This is a genomic window from Mycobacteroides sp. H003 (genome assembly GCF_001440135.1).
In the GTDB taxonomy this organism is placed as follows: domain Bacteria; phylum Actinomycetota; class Actinomycetes; order Mycobacteriales; family Mycobacteriaceae; genus Mycobacterium; species Mycobacterium gwanakae.
The window spans coordinates 326918-346467 of record NZ_LJYL01000034.1; the positions used below are offsets into that span (position 1 = coordinate 326918).

Below are 19550 nucleotides of genomic sequence, written 5' to 3' on the forward strand. Positions count from 1 at the left end.
CGGGGCCGAACCGCCGAACACGGTTTCTCAGATGACGCCCAGGGCCACCATCGCATCGGCGACGCGGGTGTATCCGGCGAGGTTGGCGCCTGTCACATAGTTTCCGGGGTCGCCGTAGTGATCCGCCGTTTCCACGCAGGTGCTGTGGATGGACCGCATGATCGACTGCAGGCGGCTTTCAGTCTGCTCGAACGACCACGAGTCACGGCTGGCGTTCTGCTGCATTTCCAGTGCACTCGTCGCCACCCCGCCGGCGTTCGAGGCCTTGCCGGGGGCGTACAGCACCGCCGCGTCCTGGAAGTACTTCACCGCCTCGGGAGTGCACGGCATGTTGGCACCCTCGGCAACCAGCTGCACGCCGTTCTCGATGAGCCTGCGGGCGTCCTTGCCGTCGAGCTCGTTCTGCGTGGCGCACGGCAGCGCGACCTGGCAGGGCACCTCCCAGATCGTGCCGTCGGTGACCTGACGCGCTCCGCCACCGCGCTCCTGGACGTACTCGGAGAGCCGGCCCCGCCGGACCTCTTTGATCTCCTTGAGCAGTTCGAGATTCAGGCCGCGTTCGTCGACAAGGTAGCCGTCGCTGTCGGAACAGGCGACGACCTTCGCGCCCAGCTGCTGGGCCTTCTCGACGGCATAGATCGCGACGTTCCCCGCGCCGGACACCACGACCGTCTTGTCGGCCAGAGATTGCGCACGCATCGCGAGCATCTCCTGCGCGAAAAGTACGACGCCGTAACCGGTGGCCTCGGTACGCACCTGAGATCCGCCCCAGGGCAGCCCCTTACCGGTCAGCACGCCCGATTCGTAGCGATTGGTGATGCGCTTGTACTGCCCGAACAGATACCCGATCTCACGCTGACCCACGCCGATATCACCGGCAGGCACGTCCGTGTATTCGCCGATGTGCCGGTACAGCTCGGTCATGAAGGACTGACAGAAGCGCATGATCTCGGCGTCGGAACGCCCCTTGGGATCGAAATCGGATCCGCCCTTGCCGCCGCCGATCGGGAGGCCGGTGAGCGCGTTCTTGAACATCTGCTCGAAGCCGAGGAATTTGACGATCGACAGGTTCACGCTCGGATGAAAACGCAGACCGCCCTTGTACGGGCCCAGCGCGGAGTTGAACTCCACCCGATAGCCGCGGTTGATCTCGACAGCACCGTCGTCCCTGATCCATGGGACCCGAAAGATGATCTGCCGCTCGGGTTCGCAGATGCGTTCCAGGATCGACCAGCGGTCATAGTCCGGCGTCTTGCCGACCAACGGGGTAAGACTGGCCATCACCTCGTAGACAGCCTGCTGAAATTCCGCCTCCCCCGGGTTACGTGCGAGGACGGTCTGGAAACGCGGCTGGAAGACGGGGTGCAGAGCCTCAGGCATACCTAATAGAGTGCACCACAGCGCATTTGGCTAACCAAGCGGCATAAGACCGCGAGGCTAGGCCGCAGGTGCGGGCGCGGTGGCCAGTGCGTTGCCCTTGATCGTGTAGAAGAACGTGCCCTGTTCGGTCTGCGTCCTGATCAGGCCCGGTCCGGCAGCCTCGGGATGCCCGTCGACCACTCCGACACGCGACAACTTGGGGTTGGTGCCGACCGCGTGCCAGATCGCCCATTTTCCGTCCTTGACGCGCGCATCCACCTGAACCAGCAGATCGTCACGCCCGTCCTGGTCGATGTCGAGCAGCTCGACATCGGCGTTGCCGAGGAAGCCCTTGAAGGGCTCGGAGATCGTCTGCACGACCTTCCCATCCGCAGCACGCACTGTGACGGTGGTGGTTGCCCCTTCGGGCTGAGGTGTGCTGCTCGTCTCGAAGCGCAGCCCCAGCTGATCAGTGGACTGCAGCACCCCGGGATCCGCGCTGGCCACACCGGGAAGCACCACAAGCGCCAGCGCTGCGAGCGCCGCGACGCCGGTGGTGCGCAACCGCGCCTTGCTGATTTCTCGTCGACCCTGCGAGACCTGCATCGGTGTGTCCATTCGTCATATTTGCTCAGACATGATTTCTTCGACCCCTCTCGCTAACCAACCCTCCAGATCAGCGAGTTTGTCGAGCCACTGCCGGACTATCAGCAATGTGGCCTCACAAAGGTATACCAGCTGGACCGCCGCCGCTAACTCAGCCATTCGTTGCGAGATGCGCAACACTGCGCAGAGAACTCCAGCACAGGCCACAGCCCCGCAACGTTCCTGGCCTGCTGACACACACCAGGCGCTGAATCGATAGCAAAGTGTCCGACTACCCGGGCCGCATTCGACAGAGGCGCGAGCGCCGGTTCACCGGAACTCGCTGGCACAGCGGCGAAGGTTGCTGAGTCAGAATCGGACGAGCCGCCGAAGGTGTGCCGGGACACCACCGGTGACGGCGCGCGTGTCGACTCACGGGCGGGCGCGTTCAGCGATGAGACGCGCGAATTCCGGCTGCAGCCGTTGAGCTTCGCCCACGGTGATGTGTCCGCCGTCGCGCGCCACCCACCGAGAATCGATGTTGGTGCGACATACGCCATCAGGACAGACCACCGGCCCCAGGTCGATGGTGGACACCCCGACGAGCCCCTGGGCGGCACGCTGCTCGGCAGCCGAGGCCGTGTTCTGCCGGCGCTGAACTTCTGCCAGCGCCTCGGAGCGACCGCACCGGGAGGGCGACAGCCAGACCTCGTACCCCGGGCACTTGTACAGATCCCAGTTCACGAAGTGCGGCAAGGTACGCACCACCACGACGGGAACACGCGCCTCCGATAGCTTCTGCAACACCGTGGCCATGCCCAGCTGCCACAACCGGCCCTTACCGGCGTCATCAGTGATCCATTCCTGCGTATCTGGAAGCCGGAACCGCACATGTTGATCGGCCAGGAAGTAGTCACTGGAGGCGGAAGCGATCACCACGAGGCCCGGCTGGACGTCTGCCAACGCACTCGTCCAACGCTGTACGAAGTCGGTGCAGCCGGGCGGCGACGGATCCAGCACGAGCTCCACGAAAGGGCAGGCGGCGTTTGTCGCGAGAAGCATCGACCGGTTTTGCTGCGTCGCCGCCGGGACGAGCGCCTCGGCGAACTGTCCGGCATTGGAATCGCCGACGAGGACGACCGACCGCGAATCGACATCCGCGCCTTGGGGCCACAGACAGTCCAGACGGGTCTTTTCGGCATCCGGCATGTTGCCGACGCACCCTCTGCCGACATCCAGATGGGCTGCCCGCTGCGCACGCGCGTCGCGAATCTCCGGTGTGGCTATCTGCGCGGCACCGAATGTCACAGCCGAAACGAAGACCGCCACGCCGACCGACGCCGCCGCGAGTCGCGGCGCGCGAAGATCGGCCAGTTTCCGTCCCGTCCGGATCGGGTCCTCGACATACCGTTTGGACAACCAGGCCGGAAGCAACGAGAGCACGCCCACGCAGGGCACTAGCCATCGGTGCTCGGCGCCGAGCAGATTGTTGGCGAAAACGATGAGCGGCCAGTGCCACAGGTACCAGCTGTAGGACAGATCCCCGATCCATTGCATCGGCGCCGACGACAGCGACCAGCCGACAGGCTGGCGCGACGGTACGGTCCCAGCGATGATCAGCAGGCCCGCGCCCAGCACCGGGACCAGCGCATTAATTCCCGGAAAGGGGTCTGCCGGGGATATCGCAACGGCGCCCCAGGTGACGCCGGCCGCGCCGAGCGCCGCTAGCGGTAACGCGACTCGGGTATCCCATCGGCGTATCCGGCTCTCCCCCAAGGCGATCAGCGCACCAACCCCGAACTCCCATGCGCGCGTAGGCGAGCTGTAGAACGAGAAGGCCGCATTGTGCGCATGGAACGGGAGACCATCGCTGGCCGTCAGGTAGACCGCGAGCAGCAGCGATGCCACCGACAGCGCCAGAAGCAGTGAGAAGGTGACAACCAAGCGACTTGCCCGCCGACGGGCCGCCACGTAGGCGGCCAACGCCATCGTGGCCGGGAAGATGAGATAGAACTGCTCCTCGACCGCCAGCGACCAGGTGTGCAGGAACGGATTCATCGCCGCCGGCGCCGCGAAGTATCCAGAGGGCTCCAGGAAAAGCACCGCGTTCGAGACGAATAGGGCTGCGGCGGCGGCGGTTCGTGCCGCGACCTGCATTGACCCCAGCGGACTTTGGATGACTGCGGCGATCGGCAGCACCACGACGATCAACAGGGCGAGCGCGGGCAGCAGACGGCGTACCCGGCGCGCATAGAAGCGACGCAGATCGATGTGGCCCGTCCGGTCGGTCTCGCGCAGCAACAGACGGGTGATCACAAATCCGGAGATGACGAAGAAGACATCGACGCCGATGAATCCCCCGGGAATCGGCAGACCGCTGTGATAGGCGACCACCAGCAGAACGGCTACCGCCCGCAAACCTTGGATATCTCGCCGGCGGTCAACCACCGGCTGAGTCTAGATGACGAGCGTTCCCAGATCGGCCTGCAGCGGCGGCTACCGCCAGTACCCGCACTGATGGCTGTCGGCGAAGCCCGCCATCGGCTTGGGTGCCGGTGGCGCCAGACGCAAGAACGCACCTCCAGGCACATATTTGGGCCATTCCGGCTGACCGCTGCCGTTGGGATTCCCGGTCTTCACGAACTGTGCCCAGTAGGTGATCATCTGCGTGGACAGGGCCGCCGATTCCTGACTCAACGATCTGGACAGATCGAACAGGTAACCCAATTCCGAACCGTGCGAGGCGCCCAACGGCAACGGCGCGCCTTGATACTGCTGCTCTACCGGTGCGGCGGGGTCAGCGAATTCGTAGGCGTACACCGGCGCCTTCCTGACCAGGGCCTCGGCCATATCGAGGGTCGGGCACGCGTAGCTGTTGTCGGTGTCGATCGCCGCCAGCGCGGCGAGTACGTTCCCGCCGTAGGCAGACAAGGGATATCGCCGTCCGAGTTCGGTGGCGCGGTCCGCGTACTTGCTTTCCAGCGCACGTTGATACTCCTCGGCGCCGGGCACGGGCTTGTGCTGATACTGCTGGGCCTCGAACACCGTCGCCTCGTTGGCGTTACTGCCGATGAGGACGGGGACGGGAGACGACAGGCCGCTGGTGAACGCGTCCAGTGGCGGCGCGGGAAGCTCCGGTGTCCCGGTCACCGGGCTCACCGGCAGTCCGATGCCGGTGAACTGTGGCGAATCCCGCAGCGCATCAACCGATAACGCGCGCAAGCACCCGGCAGCACCGGGCCCGGCCGGGCAACCCACCTCGGCCGCATAGGCGATGCTGTCACGGACGGCGGACGAGACGGGGGCTTGCGCCTGGCACGGGGCACTCTCCATGATGACCGACCGGAACAGCCCGAAGGCCTTCGGCGCCACCATCAGATCGCACACCGATACGCCGCCCGCCGATTGGCCACCGATGGTTACCTGACCGGGATCACCACCGAACGCGGCGATGTTGTCACGCACCCAGCGCAGCGCCGCCTCCTGATCCAGCAATCCGTAGTTGCCGATCACCTCGGACAAGCCCGGTGCGGCCAGGAATCCCAGCGTCCCCAGCCGGTAATTGATGGTGACGACGGCAATCCCGCCCTGGGCGGCCAGTTTTCGCGCGTTGTAGCCGACACCGTTACCGGCGATGAAGGCACCGCCGTGAATCCACACCAGCACCGGCACCTTCCCCTGGGTGTGGCGCGGCATCGTGACGTTGAGGACCAGGCAGTCCTCGCTCTGGGTCAGATCGCTCTCGGCCCCAGGCTGCGGGCATTCGACGCCCGGGCCCGTCGCATCGCGGGTGTCCGACCACGGCTCGACGGGTTCTGGCTCGGTGAACCGTCGCGGGCCGACCGGCGGCGCCGCGTATGGAATAGCGGTGAAGACACGCACCTCGTCGTCGATGTGGCCGCGCACCGCGCCTGCACGGGTGTTGACGATCGTCGGGTCCGCGGCTGTGGTGGGACTGCATGCCACGACGGCTGCCAGGAGCATCAGCACAGCCAATAGCAACCGCGTCATGTCTCGCTTCTCGGGCACGGGCGCAAGCGTAATGGCCTGAAGGTCCGGACCGCTGGAGAGACGACAATAGGCCGGGACTCGATGAGTCCCGGCCTATTGATCAGTGGCTTACCAGCTGCTCTTGTGAATGCCTGGCAGCTCGCCGGCGTGTGCCATCTCCCGCAGGCAGATTCGGCACAGGCCGAACTTGCGGAACACGGCATGCGGACGGCCACACCGGTTGCACCGGGTGTACGCGCGCACGGCGAACTTGGGCTTCTTGGCGGCCTTGTTGACCAGAGCCTTCTTTGCCATATCAGTTCTCCTTGAAGGGGAAGCCGAGCTGGCGCAGCAGGGCCCGTCCCTCGTCGTCGTTGGTCGCCGAGGTGACGACGGTGATGTCCATGCCCCGCGGGCGGTCGATGGAGTCCACGTCGATCTCGTGGAACATCGACTGCTCGGTGAGACCGAAGGTGTAGTTGCCCTTGCCGTCGAACTGCTTGGGCGACAGACCGCGGAAGTCGCGGATACGCGGCAGTGCGATGGACACGAGACGGTCCAGGAACTCCCACATGCGGTCGCCGCGCAGCGTGACGCGGGCACCGATCGGCATGCCTTCACGCAGCTTGAACTGTGCGATGGACTTGCGAGCCTTGCGGATCTCCGGCTTCTGGCCGGTGATCGCGGCCAGGTCGGTGACGGCGCCGTTGATGAGCTTGGCGTCACGCGCAGCGTCGCCGACACCCATGTTGACGACAACCTTCACGACGCCCGGGATCTGCATCACATTGGCGTACTTGAACTCGTCGTTCAGCGCGGTCTTGATCTCTTCGCGGTAGCGAGTCTTCAGACGGGGCTGTGCGTTTTCGGTAGTGGTCATCAGATGTCCTTCCCGTTGCGGCGGGAGATGCGGACCTTCTTGCCGGTCTCTTCGTCGATGCGGTAGCCGATACGAGTGGGCTTGCCGTCGGAGTCGATCACCATCACGTTCGACACGTGGATGGCGGCCTCCTGGGTGACAATCCCACCGGACTGCGCGCCACGCTCATTTGCCGACTGTGCGGTGTGCTTCTTGATACGGTTCACGCCCTCGACGAGGACACGGTTGCGCTCCGGGTAGGCCGCGATGACCTTGCCCTTGGCGCCCTTGTCCTTGCCTGCGATGACGAGAACGGTGTCGCCCTTGTGCACCTTCATTTACAGCACCTCCGGGGCGAGCGAAACGATCTTCATGAACTTCTTGTCGCGAAGCTCGCGACCGACGGGCCCGAAGATGCGGGTACCACGCGGGTCATTGTCGGCCTTGATGATGACGGCGGCGTTCTCATCGAACTTGATGTAGCTGCCATCCGGGCGGCGACGCTCTTTGACGGTACGGACTACGACGGCCTTGACGACGTCACCACGCTTGACGGTGCCTCCGGGGATGGCGTCCTTGACGGTCGCCACAATGATGTCCCCGATCCCGGCATAGCGTCGCGACGAGCCACCGAGCACGCGGATGCACAAGATTTCCTTGGCACCGGTGTTGTCGGCGACCTTCAGCCGTGACTCCTGCTGAATCACTGGTCTCTCCTACGTGACCTGGAAGTGGATGTGTGCCGGATTCCGACCCGACACACGCGGTCATGTTGTCTTCAGGGCGCGCGCCATCCCCGGGTTTTCACCTGGTGGGAATGCCTACCTGCCCCAGGGCGCCAAGCACCCACAAGACAACCGCCCTAGTGTAGGTGAACCCGCAGGTCGGATACAAATCCGAGCCACCGCACCCGCTCCCCTCCCCGACTCCCCTCTCCGAAACCTTGGTTCTGGCGGATTCGTCTCGCACATTCTCGCCACAACCTCGGTCTCGACGGGGTGCTACCGATTGAATGCCGAGCCCTGCTCGCGGTCCAGATAGGTATCGCCCTTGTTCTTCAGGAAGACCAGGTACACCACCAGCGATATCGCGATGCACACCGTGACGTAGGCGATGAACAGCGGCACCTGACCGTGCTCCTTGAGCGCCTGATAGATCAGTGGCGCTGTCCCGCCGAACACCGAATTCGCCAGCGCATAGCCGACCCCTACCCCGAGCGCGCGCACATGAGACGGAAAAAGCTCGGATTTCACCAGCGCATTGATCGAGGTGTATCCGGTCAGGATGACGTAAGCCCCGGCCACCAACAGAAACGATGCGATCGGCGACCGCGTCTGCGGCAGATACGTGATGAGGACATACGTGTAGACCACTCCCCCAAAGCCGAACCACAGCAGCAGCGGCTTGCGGCCCACCTTGTCGCTGATGAGTCCGCCGATGGGTTGCAGCAGCATGAGGAAGATCAGCCCCGCCAGATTGATCCAGGTGGCAGTCATGGCCTGGTCCTTATAGGCGGTCTTGACGATTGCCGGTGCGTTGACGCTGTACGTGTAGAACGCGAGAGTGCCGCCCATGGTGATGAGGAAGCACAGCAGCAGCGGTTTCCAGTACCGGGTGAGCAGCTCGCGCATCGACCCGGAGCTGGTGTCGGCACCGGCCTTGATGGCCGCGAGCTGCTCCTCGCTGAGCGATTCGTCCATGGTGCGCCGCAGCCAGTACACGACGATCGCGGCCACACCTCCTACGGCAAAGGCTATGCGCCAACCGAATTCGTGAACCTGATCCTTGTCGAAGACGGTCAGGATGATCAGCAGCGTGAACTGGGCAAGCACATGGCCGCCGACCAATGTCACGTATTGGAACGACGAGAAGAACCCGCGCCGTTCGCGGGTGGCCGCCTCGGACATGTAGGTGGCTGAGGTGCCGTACTCGCCTCCCGTCGCGAAGCCCTGGACGAGCCTGCACAGGATCAGCACGATCGGTGCGGCCATTCCGATGCTGGTACGCGAAGGCACCAGGGCGATCACCATGGAGCACGCCGCCATCAGCGAGACGCTGATGGTCAGCGCGGCACGGCGGCCGTGCCGGTCGGCGAACCTGCCGAAGAACCACGACCCCAGGGGCCGCGTGATGAAGGTGACCGCGAAGATCGCGTACACGTAGACCGTTGAGTTCTCGTCGGTCTCATCGAAGAACTGCTTCTCGAAGTACATCGCGAAGACGGTGTAGACGTAGACGTCGTACCACTCGACGAGATTCCCGGAGGATCCTCTGATGGTGTTCCAGATGGCGCGGCGAGTGTCGGCCCGGCCCGATGGAGTTGGCGTGTGGGTACTCGAAACAGTCATGCAGGCTTACTGACCACCGGATGCCGGACCCGGCGGAGGGCCGTGCCGGGCAGGGTCGGGCGCGGTGATGCTGCTGGTCGACGCCACCGCGGCGGGAGCGTCGGCTGCCGGACCATCGGTCGACGGCATCATCCACGCCGGCGCCTTGCGCGTCGGCGATGCCGCCACCGGCTTCGGCGTGGACGATGAGGGTTGCGGTGCCGATGTGGTGGGCGATGGCGTCGTGGCAGCGGGCGAGGTCGTCGCGCTCAACGGATTGGCGCTCTTGGAGGTCGACGCCGGGCCGCTCGTCGAACTGCTGCTGGGTGTCGTGGCGCTACTGCTGGCGGCCACCGCGTTGAGCCGGCCGATGACGAAATCGGCGGCCCGGTCGGCCGATCCGTCGGATTTGTACTGCATGTGCGGGCCGAGTCCGCCGCCTGCCGGATCACAGATCCCGTCACCGGGGTTGCAGATGTCGATGACCTTGCTGCGCAGATCGTCCCGGATCTCCAGGTCCAGATTCATGCCGGCAACCTGCCAATTTTTCGGATTCCCGATCAATACGATTGCGGGGACGCGCTTTTCGAGGTCGGCCGGGAGCGGGTTGTTGAAGGTGAGACCTGTTCCGTTCTTGCCGAACAGCACATCGACGACGGCTGCGCCCTGAGAGAAACCGCCAAGCACGAACTGAGTGTTCGGGCAGTTTCGCGCGACTTCCTGGACGTGGAAACTCATGTCATTGGCGCCGTCGCCGGCACGGACCCAATCGAAACTGGCCGGGTAATTGACCGCATAGATGTCGACACTCTTGCCCGGGAGCCGCTCGACGATCTCGTCGGTGACGGCCTTGCCGACATCGCCGAGGCCCGGCGAATCGTTGGTCCCGCGCGCGAAGGACACATCCACATCCGGACAGCCCGCCGCTCTGGCGGTGGGAGAGCTCTCCGTTTGTGCGGTGAGCACCGCGGCGGCTGCCGCGGATACCGCGAATATCGAAACCCCGACCGATCCACGCTTGACGTATCGGTTCATTCGTCCAGCGTAGACAGGTCAGCCCACACATTTACAGAGGTTGGCACCATCCGAAATGACTCTTACCGGGCCCTTACTCACTCCTGATCCGCGCCCGAACGGCACGTGCGCGGATCACCCACTCAGCGGGCACCGCCGTCACCGGAAACTGAAACACGTTCTACTCTTATGTCGTGGACGTGACATACGAGGGCACCAAAAAGGAACTGGCCACCGATGAGGGTGTGCTGCGCTACCACGAGGCCGGGGAGGGCGAGCCGCTGATCCTGCTGCACGGCTCGGGGCCCGGCGTGACCGGGTGGCGCAATTACCGCGGGAACCTCGAGGTTTTCGCGAAGCATTTCCACACCTACGTCTTGGAGTTCCCCGGGTTCGGCGTCAGCGACGCCGTGCAGGGGCACCCGGTCCTGACGGCCGGCGCCTCGGTCATCCGGTTCATGGACGGCCTCGGCATCGAATCCGCCGCCATCGTCGGGAACTCGATGGGCGGGGTCGTCGGCATCAACCTGGCGATCAAGCACCCCGATCGCATCACCAAACTCGTCACCATCGGCGGCGTAGGACCGAACATCTTCAGCCCGAGCCCCAGCGAGGGCCTGCGCCTGCTGCAGGAGTTCACCGACAACCCCGATCGCGACAAGTTGGTCCGCTGGCTCAACTCGATGGTGTGGAATCCCGCCGTGGTCACCGAGGAACTCATCGAGGAGCGTTGGGAAGCGGCGATCAACCCGGACGCGCACAAAACCGCGCAGCTGATGTACGGCTCCAAAGCCTTTGCCATGCAACAGCAGTTCCTCGCGAACGCCGACATCGCGCCGTACTGGGCGATGATGCACAAGATCAAGTGCCCGACCCTGCTCACCTGGGGCCGCGACGACAGGGTCAGCCCGCCGGACATGGCGATCGTGCCGATGCGGCTCATCCCCAACGCCGAACTGCACATCTTCCCCAACAGCGGCCACTGGGTGATGATCGAAGCCAAGCAGGCCTTCGAGCAGACGGTCGTGGACTTCCTGCGGCGCTAGTCGTCGAACGCATACCGCACGCAGACAAATCGCCGGATGCATCTGCGTGCGGTATGCACTCGGCGCAATGCACGCCCAACGCAAAAGCGCGCCGCCCCTTTTCGGGAACGGCGCGCTTTATGCGTATCTGCTTACTTGGCCTTCTCGAGAACCTCGACCAGGCGCCACCGCTTGGTGGCCGAGGTCGGACGGGTCTCCATCAGCGAGACGCGGTCGCCGACACCGGCGTCACCGTTCTCGTCGTGGGCCTTGACCTTCGACGTGGTGCGGATGATCTTGCCGTACAGCGAGTGCCGGTTACGGGACTCGAGCTCGACCACGATGGTCTTCTGCATCTTGTCCGACACGACGTAGCCGATGGCGGTCTTACGACGCCCACGCGGCTGCTCGGTGGCCGGGGTGTGCTTAGGCCCGGCGGCCTTCTTGGTCTCGCTCACTTGCTGTCCTCGCTATCGGGTCCTGCGGCCAATCCGAGCTCGCGCTCACGCATCACCGTGTAGATGCGCGCGATCTCCTGGCGCACCGCACGCAGCCGACGGTTGTTGGCGAGCTGACCGGTGGCCATCTGGAAGCGCAGGTTGAACAGCTCTTCCTTGGACTCACGCAGCTTGGTGATCAGCTCGTCTTCGGTGCTTTCCCGCAGTTCGCCAGCGGAAATTCCCACTGCCATCAGAACTGCTCCTCTCGTGTGATGATGCGCGCCTTGATCGGCAGCTTGTGGATCGCGCGCGTCAGGGCCTCGCGCGCGGTCTCCTCGTTCGGGTAGCTCAACTCGAACAGCACACGACCGGGCTTGACGTTCGCAACCCACCACTCCGGCGAACCCTTACCGGAACCCATGCGGGTTTCGGCGGGCTTCTTGGTCAGCGGGCGGTCCGGGAAGATGTTGATCCACACCTTGCCGCCACGCTTGATGTGCCGGTTGATGGCGATACGAGCGGACTCGATCTGCCGGTTCGTGATGTATGCGTGGCCCAGCGCCTGGATGCCGTAGTCACCGAAGGCAACAGTGGTACCGCCCGAGGCGGTGCCCTTCTTCTTCGGGTGATGCTGCTTGCGGTGCTTGACCTTACGGGGAATCAGCATGTTCAGCTCTCCGTGCTTGTCTCGGCCGGAGCATCTCCGGCCGGGGTTTCAGCGGCGGCACGGCCGGCCTCGGTGCTCGTCGCGGTGGTACCCGAGGCGCCGCTACGACGCGGACGGGCACCGGCCGGACGCTCACGGCGCGGACGGTCACCGGCAGGCGCGGCCACCGAGGCGGCGAGCTCGCGCTTGCCACCGACGATGTCGCCCTTGTAGATCCAGACCTTCACACCGATACGGCCGAAGGTCGTCTTGGCCTCGTACAGGCCGTAGTCGATGTCGGCGCGCAGCGTGTGCAGTGGCACCCGGCCTTCGCGGTAGAACTCCGAGCGGCTCATCTCAGCACCGCCAAGACGGCCGGAGCACTGCACCCGGATGCCCTTGACGTTCGGCTGACGCATGGCCGACTGGATGGCCTTGCGCATCGCGCGACGGAACGCCACACGATTCGAGAGCTGCTCGGCGACACCCTGGGCAACCAGCTGCGCCTCGGCCTCGGGGTTCTTCACCTCGAGGATGTTCAGCTGCACCTGCTTCTTGGTCAGCTTCTCCAGGTCGGCGCGGATGCGGTCGGCCTCGGTGCCACGACGGCCGATGACGATGCCGGGACGTGCGGTGTGGATGTCAACGCGAACCCGGTCACGGGTGCGCTCGATCTCCACCTTGGCAATGCCAGCGCGCTCCAGGCCAGTGGCCAGGAGGCGGCGGATCGCCACGTCTTCCTTCACGTAGTCCGCGTACTGCTTGTCGGCGTACCAGCGGGACTTCCAGTCGGTGGTGATACCGAGACGGAAACCGTGCGGATTGATCTTCTGGCCCACTAGCGCGAGCCTCCCTTCGCCTCAGCGGTGGTCTTGTTGGCGGCAGCCTTCGAGCCCTCGGCCCGGCGGGCGCGAGCGGCGGCCTGTGAGGTTCCGCCCTTACCACCCTTCTCGGACTTGGGACGGCTCTCCACCACCACGGTGATGTGGCTGGTGCGCTTGCGGATCCGGAATGCACGACCCTGCGCGCGGGGACGGATGCGCTTAGCGGTCGGGCCCTCGTCGGCGAAGATCTCCGTCACCACAAGGGTGGAGGGATCCAGGCCGTCGTTGTTCTGCGCGTTGGCAGCAGCGCTGGCGATGACCTTGGAAACCGGCTCGCTGGCTGCCTGCGGTGCCCACCGCAGGATGTCGATGGCGTCGGTTACCGACTTGCCGCGCACCAGGTCGATGACCCGGCGTGCCTTGGTCGGCGAGACCCGCACGAACCGTGCAACGGCCTTGGCCGATGGGTATTCAGTCGTTGTAGTCATTAGCGCCGCTTGCTCTTTCGGTCGTCCTTGATGTGACCCTTGAAGGTCCGCGTCGGGGCGAACTCACCCAGCTTGTGACCGACCATTGCTTCGGTGACGAAGACGGGGACGTGCTTGCGCCCGTCGTGCACCGCGAAGGTGTGGCCGATGAAGTCGGGGATGATGGTCGACCGACGCGACCAGGTCTTGATGACCTGCTTGGTGTTCTTCTCGTTCTGTACGTCGACCTTCTTGAGCAGATGGTCGTCGATGAACGGGCCCTTCTTGAGGCTGCGTGGCATCGCTTACTCCTAGCGCTTCTTGCCGGTGCGCCGGCGACGGACGATGAGCTTGTCGCTCGCCTTGTTGGGCTTGCGGGTGCGGCCTTCGGGCTTGCCCCACGGGCTCACCGGGTGACGACCACCGGAGGTCTTACCTTCACCACCACCGTGCGGGTGGTCGACCGGGTTCATCACGACACCACGGACGGTGGGGCGCTTGCCCTTCCACCGCATACGGCCGGCCTTACCCCAGTTGATGTTGGCCTGCTCGGCGTTGCCGACCTCGCCGACGGTGGCGCGGCAGCGCACGTCGACACGGCGGATCTCACCGCTGGGCATACGCAGGGAGGCGTAAGCGCCTTCCTTGCCCAGCAGCTGGATTCCGGCACCGGCAGAGCGGGCCATCTTGGCTCCACCACCGGGACGCAGCTCCACGGCGTGCACGGTGGTACCCGTCGGGATGTTGCGCAGCGGCAGGTTGTTGCCGGGCTTGATGTCGGCGTTGGCGCCCGACTCCACCACGTCGCCCTGCGACAGCCCGACCGGCGCGATGATGTAACGCTTCTCGCCGTCCAGGAAGTGCAGCAGCGCGATACGCGCGGTGCGGTTGGGGTCGTACTCGATGTGCGCGACCTTGGCGTTGACGCCGTCCTTGTCGTGGCGACGGAAATCAATCAACCGGTAGGCACGCTTGTGGCCGCCACCCTTGTGACGAGTGGTGATGCGGCCGTGGGCGTTACGGCCACCGGTGCCGTGCAGCGGGCGAACCAGCGACTTCTCGGGAGTCGAGCGAGTGATCTCCGAGAAATCGGCGACGCTCGAGCCGCGGCGACCGGGGGTCGTCGGCTTGTACTTGCGAATAGCCATGTCTTCTCTAGTCCTCTACTCCCCGACTACGCGGGGGCTCCAAACAGGTCGATCGGCTTGCTACCCGGTGCCAGGGTGACGATGGCGCGCTTGGTGCTCTTGCGCTGTCCGAAACCGGTGCGGGTGCGCTTGCGCTTGCCCTGCCGGTTGGCGGTGTTCACCGAGGAGACCTTGACGCTGAAGATCTGCTCGATGGCGATCTTGATCTGCGTCTTGTTCGAGTCCGGGTGGACGATGAAGGTGTACACGTTGTCTTCGATCAACGAGTACGACTTCTCCGAGATCACCGGGGCCAGGATGATGTCGCGGGGGTCAGCGATGGTTGCCATCAGGCCGACACCTCCTCTTTCTTCTTGGCGTTGATGAAGCCGTTGAGGGCCTCGACGCTGAACACCACGTCATCGGCCTTCAGCACGTCATAGGTATTGAGCTGGTCGTAGGCCAGCACATGCACGTTCGGCAGGTTCCGGACGCTCTTGACCGAAGTCAGATCGTCGCGGCCCAGCACCACCAGTACCTGCTTGCGGTCGCTGATCTCGGCCAGGAACGACTTGGCGCTCTTGGTCGAGGGCTCTTGTCCGGCAACCAGTTCGGTGATCGCGTGGATCCGGCCGTTGCGAGCCCGGTCAGACAGCGCACCGCGCAGGGCGGCGGCGATCATCTTCTTGGGCGTGCGCTGGCTGTAGTCACGCGGCTGCGGGCCGTGGACGATGCCACCACCGGTGAACTGCGGGGCGCGGGTCGAACCCTGACGGGCACGGCCGGTTCCCTTCTGGCGGTAAGGCTTCTTGCCACCACCGGACACCAGGCCACGCGTCTTGGTGGAGTGGGTGCCCTGACGGCCTGCGGCCAACTGAGCGGTCACCACCTGGTGCAGCAGCGCGATATTGGCTGGGGCGTCGAACAATTCGGCCGGCAGCTCGATGGAGCCGTCCGTCTTGCCGCCCGGAGCCTTGACTGCGATCTTCAAAAAATCCTCAGACACTACTTCTCACCTCGCTTGACAGCGGTGCGGACCACAACCAGGCCACCCTTACGTCCGGGGATGGCACCCTTGATCAGCAGTACGCCGTTCTCAGCATCAACCTTGTGCACCACCAGGTTCTGCGTGGTGACGCGATCGCTACCCATACGTCCGGACATCCGCGTGCCCTTGAAGACACGACCCGGGGTGGCGCAGCCACCGATCGAGCCGGGACGACGGTGCACGGCCTGCGCACCGTGGCTTGCGCCCTGACCACTGAAGCCGTGACGCTTCATGGTTCCGGCGAAGCCCTTGCCCTTCGAGGTTCCGGTGACGTCCACGTACGCGCCATCACTGAAGATCTCGGCGGTCAGCTCCTGGCCGACCTCGTACTCGGCGGCAGCGGCCTCGTCGTCCAGACGCAGCTCGGCCAGGTGGCGACGGGGGTTGATACCCGCAGCAGCGAACTGACCGGTGACCGGCTTGGTCACCTTGCGCGGGCTGATCTCACCGAACGCCAGCTGAACGGCGCTGTAGCCATCCTGCTCGGGGGTGCGGATGCGGGTCACCACATTGGGTCCGGCCTTGACGACGGTCACCGGGACAACCCGGTTGTTGTCGTCGAACACCTGTGTCATACCCAGCTTGGTGCCCAGAATTCCTTTTCTTGCCATGGTTTCTGGTTCTCCTACTGGATGTTCACGTCGACGCTGGCCGGCAGGTCGATGCGCATGAGCGCGTCAACCGTCTTCGGCGTCGGGTCGAGGATGTCGATGAGCCGCTTGTGGGTGCGCATCTCGAAGTGCTCGCGCGAATCCTTGTACTTGTGCGGCGACCGGATAACGCAATACACGTTCTTCTCGGTTGGCAGCGGCACAGGTCCAACGACACTCGCGCCGGTACGGGTCACCGTCTCAACAATCTTGCGCGCAGAGGCATCAATGGCCTCATGGTCGTAGGCCTTGAGCCTGATGCGGATCTTCTGTCCCGCCACGCTTCCTACCTCTACTATCACTGGTCCGGAGCGCGCCGAAGCGCACCACCCGATACCGCCGCTGTTTACCTGTCGTAGTTCACCGACCCCCGCGGTCGGGCGTGTCGCCCTCGCGCGCAGTCGTCCGCGTCGAAAATTCTCGCCGCTTGGACTGGGCCGACGCGCCCGTAAGGGCGCTTGTGGTTCGCCGTCCCCGTTCGCAGCGCACCATGGGCGACCCAAGGCACTGCAACCGGTTCACGGCAACCCGAACAGTATGCCTTATCCCGCGGCTGCGGCCAAATCCCTGGTTCACCCACCCGGCAGCGGCAACTGCGAGCCCCTGACCTGCGCATCCGGGGACCTCTGGAACGCTAGTACAAGATCCGTTGAGGAGGTCGTGACGTGCGCTGGTCAGAAGCCGACGGAGGGCGTTCATTTCTGCGGGCACTGCCCGTCCTCTCCGGCAGTGCCCCACCGTTCAACATCGACGGCGCCCCTGACGAACCGCTCCCCTTGTTCGCCGAATGGATCGAGCAGGCGGCGCAGGCAGGCGTTCCCGAACCGCACGCGATGACGATCTCGACGGTCGACGCGCAGGGTGCACCGCGCGCACGGGTGCTGATCGTGAAGGCCATCGACGAGAACGGCTGGCACTTCGCGGCGAGCTCGGTGAGTCAGAAGGGCCGCGATCTGTCATCGCATCCTGTCGCGGCGCTGACCTTTCACTGGCCGGCGGTGGTGCGGCAGGTGCGAGTGGTGGGCACGGTTGTCGACGACGGTGCACAGGCGAGCGCTGCCGACTTCGTGAGCAGGCCCATCGGATCCCGCGCCATGGCCTTGACACTGCGGCAGAGCCAGCCACTGGCGGACGCCGCGGAAATCGACGCCGAGCTCGACAAGGCCCACCGGAAGTTGGCAGACGACCCGGAGCTGGCACCGGTTGAGTGGGTGTCGTACTCGGTACGGCCCACGCAGGTGGAGTTCTGGCAGGGCTCCCCCGACCGGAAACACCTGCGGCTGAGTTACCAACGCGCTGACGACGGATGGGAGCGCACCCAGCTCTGGCCGTGAATCGAGGAGGAGTCGGCGGCCGGGTTCGCAGTCATCTTACTTTCGAGTAAGGTACGTGCTGTGAGTGCATCTCCGACCTATAAGGCCTGGCAGCGTCTGCAGAACAAGCCCGGCGGCTCCGCCCTGTTCTCCGCCGCCATGATGGCCCGTGTCCCCTACTTCGCCTCCGTGGTGCCGCATGTGCACCGGATGGAGCCGGGCTACTGCGAGGTGACCGCTCCCAAGTGGTACTTCGTCTACAACCATCTCAAGACATTCCACGCGATCGCCGCATGCAACCTGGCCGAGGTCGCGATGGGCATGTTGATGGAGGCCACCACCCCGTCCTCACATCGGTGGATTCCCAAGGCGATGAATGTGCAGTACCTCGGTAAGGCCACCACCTCGCTGCGAGCCGTCGCCAAGTTGGAGGGCCTGGACTTCGCCTCGATCACCGAAGGCACCGATGTCGTGGTGCCGATCAGCATCACCGATCGTGACGGTAAGGAAGTGGTGAAGGCAGAGATCACCACCTGGGTGACCCCCGCCTAAACACCTTCGGCGGCCAAATTTTGCCGTTATAGACAAATCTATGGTGTGCCGCGCGCACACTCCGGCTATGGCCACCGCACTGTCTGAAATCGAGGAAGCCGGCCGAGTATTGGCCGATCCGACCGCCTATGCCGACGAGCCCCGCCTGCACGACGCGCTGACCCTGTTACGGCATGAACAGCCCGTGGCGAGAGTCGTCACCGACAACTATCGACCGTTCTGGGCGGTCACCAAGCACGACGACATCATGGACGTCGAGCGCGATAACACGCTCTGGATCAACGAACCGCGTCCGCTGTTGATGAACCTCGAGCAAGAGGCCGAGCTGGACAAGCAGGCGGCCATGGGGATCGAGCTCAAAACCCTGGTGCATATCGACGATCCCAAGCATCGCGTGTTGCGCGCCATCGGAGCCGACTGGTTCCGGCCAAAGGCCATGCGGGACATGAAACTCCGCACCGACGAACTGGCCACCCGATACGTGAACAAATTGATGGAGGCCGGCGGCACCTGCGATTTCGCGCAGGACGTCGCGGTGCACTTCCCGCTGTACGTCATCATGTCTCTGCTCGGGATTCCCGAATCGGACTTCGACCGGATGCTCAAGCTCACCCAGGAGCTCTTCGGCGGCGATGACACCGAGTTCCAGCGCGGCGCCACTCCGGAGGAGCAACTGCTGGCCCTGCTGGACTTCTTCGGATACTTCAGCGGTCTGACCGCGTCCCGCCGCGAGAACCCCACCGATGACCTGGCATCAACGATCGCCAACGCGAAGGTCGACGGTGAGCTGCTCAGCGACGTCGACACCGCCTCGTACTACACGATCATCGCCACCGCCGGGCACGACACCACCAGCGCCACCATCGCCGGTGGGCTCGAAGCCCTGCTGCAGCATCCGGACCAGCTGGCACGGCTGCGCGAGAATCCCGATCTCATGCCGCTGGCAGTCGACGAGATGATCCGATGGGTGACGCCGGTCAAGGAGTTCATGCGAACCGCGACGGCCGATACCGAGATTCGCGGCGTCCCCATCGCTGAGGGTGATTCGGTGCTGCTCTCTTACCCCTCGGGTAATCGCGATGAAGACACCTTCGGTAATCCGTTCACCTTCGATGTGAGTCGAGATCCCAACAAACACTTGGCGTTCGGATTCGGCGTGCACTTCTGCCTGGGTGCCGCGCTGGCGCGGATGGAGGTCAACAGTTTCTTCTCGGCACTGCTGCCCCGGCTGGAATCCATCGAGATCGACGGGGATGTCGAGCGGATGTCCACCATATTCGTCGGGGGCATCAAGCACCTGCCCATCCGCTACAGCTTGCGGTAG

At 64.5% G+C, this 19550-nt stretch carries 25 protein-coding genes; 4 read left to right on the forward strand and 21 right to left on the reverse strand.

All coding sequences use genetic code 11. The features are described from left to right. Nucleotides 1–27: 27 nt before the first annotated feature. From gdhA to AOT87_RS21720, 10 genes are all read right to left on the reverse strand, one after another. Nucleotides 28–1380 (reverse strand): NADP-specific glutamate dehydrogenase, encoded by a 1353-nt coding sequence (gene gdhA, locus AOT87_RS21675; RefSeq protein WP_057967472.1) that lies wholly within the window; start codon nt 1378–1380, stop codon nt 28–30. A 57-nt stretch (nt 1381–1437) separates the two neighbouring features. Next, the gene (locus AOT87_RS21680; RefSeq protein ID WP_057967519.1) at nt 1438–1965 is read right to left on the reverse strand and encodes a hypothetical protein; all 528 of its coding nucleotides are present in this window, start codon (nt 1963–1965) and stop codon (nt 1438–1440) included. Nucleotides 1966–2376: 411 nt separating this feature from the next. Further along, entirely contained in the window at nt 2377–4392 is a 2016-nt protein-coding gene (locus AOT87_RS21685) for an acyltransferase family protein (protein ID WP_057967471.1), read from the reverse strand. Between the two features lie 48 nt (nt 4393–4440). Then, entirely contained in the window at nt 4441–5955 is a 1515-nt protein-coding gene (locus AOT87_RS21690; RefSeq protein WP_057967518.1) for a carboxylesterase family protein, read from the reverse strand. A 108-nt stretch (nt 5956–6063) separates the two neighbouring features. Beyond that, nucleotides 6064–6249, reverse strand: coding sequence for a type Z 30S ribosomal protein S14 (locus AOT87_RS21695; RefSeq protein WP_005055692.1), 186 nt, complete (start codon nt 6247–6249; stop codon nt 6064–6066). Between the two features lies 1 nt (nt 6250). Further along, nucleotides 6251–6814 (reverse strand): 50S ribosomal protein L5, encoded by a 564-nt coding sequence (rplE, locus tag AOT87_RS21700; protein WP_030096706.1) that lies wholly within the window; start codon nt 6812–6814, stop codon nt 6251–6253. Beyond that, on the reverse strand, nt 6814–7131 hold the full coding sequence (gene rplX / locus AOT87_RS21705) for a 50S ribosomal protein L24 (RefSeq protein WP_030096705.1): 318 nt from the start codon (nt 7129–7131) through the stop codon (nt 6814–6816). The genes rplE and rplX overlap by 1 nt, the downstream gene beginning before the upstream one ends. Next, a complete protein-coding gene (gene rplN / locus AOT87_RS21710; protein WP_005055680.1) occupies nt 7132–7500 on the reverse strand; it encodes a 50S ribosomal protein L14 in 369 nt (122 codons plus the stop codon). A gap of 294 nt (nt 7501–7794) precedes the next feature. After that, nucleotides 7795–9141, reverse strand: a complete 1347-nt coding sequence (locus AOT87_RS21715) for an MFS transporter (RefSeq protein WP_057967470.1) — start codon at nt 9139–9141, stop codon at nt 7795–7797. 6 nt (nt 9142–9147) lie between these two features. Then, nucleotides 9148–10155 (reverse strand): cutinase family protein, encoded by a 1008-nt coding sequence (locus AOT87_RS21720; protein ID WP_057967469.1) that lies wholly within the window; start codon nt 10153–10155, stop codon nt 9148–9150. 173 nt (nt 10156–10328) lie between these two features. Between AOT87_RS21720 and AOT87_RS21725 the strand changes: the two genes are divergently transcribed. Continuing rightward, entirely contained in the window at nt 10329–11180 is an 852-nt protein-coding gene (locus AOT87_RS21725; RefSeq protein ID WP_030096702.1) for an alpha/beta fold hydrolase, read from the forward strand. A gap of 131 nt (nt 11181–11311) precedes the next feature. Here the strand turns inward: AOT87_RS21725 and rpsQ are convergent, their stop codons facing one another. Genes rpsQ through rpsJ form a run of 11 tightly spaced genes read right to left on the reverse strand, consistent with a single transcriptional unit; the run spans nt 11312 to nt 16642 of the window. Beyond that, nucleotides 11312–11617, reverse strand: a complete 306-nt coding sequence (gene rpsQ / locus AOT87_RS21730) for a 30S ribosomal protein S17 (protein ID WP_030096701.1) — start codon at nt 11615–11617, stop codon at nt 11312–11314. Further along, nucleotides 11614–11850, reverse strand: coding sequence for a 50S ribosomal protein L29 (gene rpmC / locus AOT87_RS21735; protein WP_030096700.1), 237 nt, complete (start codon nt 11848–11850; stop codon nt 11614–11616). The genes rpsQ and rpmC overlap by 4 nt, the downstream gene beginning before the upstream one ends. Continuing rightward, a complete protein-coding gene (gene rplP, locus AOT87_RS21740) occupies nt 11850–12266 on the reverse strand; it encodes a 50S ribosomal protein L16 (RefSeq protein WP_030096699.1) in 417 nt (138 codons plus the stop codon). Before rplP ends, rpmC begins: the two co-directional genes overlap by 1 nt. A gap of 2 nt (nt 12267–12268) precedes the next feature. Further along, the gene (gene rpsC / locus AOT87_RS21745) at nt 12269–13084 is read right to left on the reverse strand and encodes a 30S ribosomal protein S3 (protein ID WP_030096698.1); all 816 of its coding nucleotides are present in this window, start codon (nt 13082–13084) and stop codon (nt 12269–12271) included. Continuing rightward, complete coding sequence (gene rplV / locus AOT87_RS21750; RefSeq protein ID WP_030096697.1) at nt 13084–13557, reverse strand: 50S ribosomal protein L22; 474 nt, start codon at nt 13555–13557, stop codon at nt 13084–13086. Before rplV ends, rpsC begins: the two co-directional genes overlap by 1 nt. Then, nucleotides 13557–13838 carry a 30S ribosomal protein S19 gene (gene rpsS, locus AOT87_RS21755; RefSeq protein ID WP_030096696.1) on the reverse strand — a complete coding sequence of 94 codons (282 nt, stop codon included), beginning with the start codon at nt 13836–13838 and terminating at the stop codon, nt 13557–13559. The genes rplV and rpsS overlap by 1 nt, the downstream gene beginning before the upstream one ends. A 9-nt stretch (nt 13839–13847) precedes the next feature. Beyond that, nucleotides 13848–14684, reverse strand: a complete 837-nt coding sequence (gene rplB / locus AOT87_RS21760; protein ID WP_030096695.1) for a 50S ribosomal protein L2 — start codon at nt 14682–14684, stop codon at nt 13848–13850. Between the two features lie 26 nt (nt 14685–14710). After that, the gene (rplW, locus tag AOT87_RS21765; protein WP_005055645.1) at nt 14711–15013 is read right to left on the reverse strand and encodes a 50S ribosomal protein L23; all 303 of its coding nucleotides are present in this window, start codon (nt 15011–15013) and stop codon (nt 14711–14713) included. Beyond that, entirely contained in the window at nt 15013–15654 is a 642-nt protein-coding gene (gene rplD, locus AOT87_RS21770) for a 50S ribosomal protein L4 (RefSeq protein ID WP_030096694.1), read from the reverse strand. Before rplD ends, rplW begins: the two co-directional genes overlap by 1 nt. A gap of 14 nt (nt 15655–15668) precedes the next feature. Further along, nucleotides 15669–16322, reverse strand: coding sequence for a 50S ribosomal protein L3 (rplC, locus tag AOT87_RS21775; RefSeq protein WP_030096693.1), 654 nt, complete (start codon nt 16320–16322; stop codon nt 15669–15671). Between the two features lie 14 nt (nt 16323–16336). Further along, nucleotides 16337–16642 carry a 30S ribosomal protein S10 gene (gene rpsJ / locus AOT87_RS21780; protein WP_003883485.1) on the reverse strand — a complete coding sequence of 102 codons (306 nt, stop codon included), beginning with the start codon at nt 16640–16642 and terminating at the stop codon, nt 16337–16339. A gap of 384 nt (nt 16643–17026) precedes the next feature. Here rpsJ and AOT87_RS21785 point away from each other — a divergent pair, with 384 nt between their 5' ends. The 3 genes from AOT87_RS21785 (at nt 17027) to AOT87_RS21795 (ending at nt 19550) form a co-directional block, all read left to right on the forward strand. Beyond that, entirely contained in the window at nt 17027–17695 is a 669-nt protein-coding gene (locus AOT87_RS21785) for a pyridoxal 5'-phosphate synthase (RefSeq protein ID WP_057967468.1), read from the forward strand. A gap of 60 nt (nt 17696–17755) precedes the next feature. Further along, complete coding sequence (locus AOT87_RS21790; protein ID WP_057967467.1) at nt 17756–18226, forward strand: hotdog fold domain-containing protein; 471 nt, start codon at nt 17756–17758, stop codon at nt 18224–18226. A 67-nt stretch (nt 18227–18293) separates the two neighbouring features. Continuing rightward, entirely contained in the window at nt 18294–19550 is a 1257-nt protein-coding gene (locus tag AOT87_RS21795) for a cytochrome P450 (RefSeq protein ID WP_057967466.1), read from the forward strand.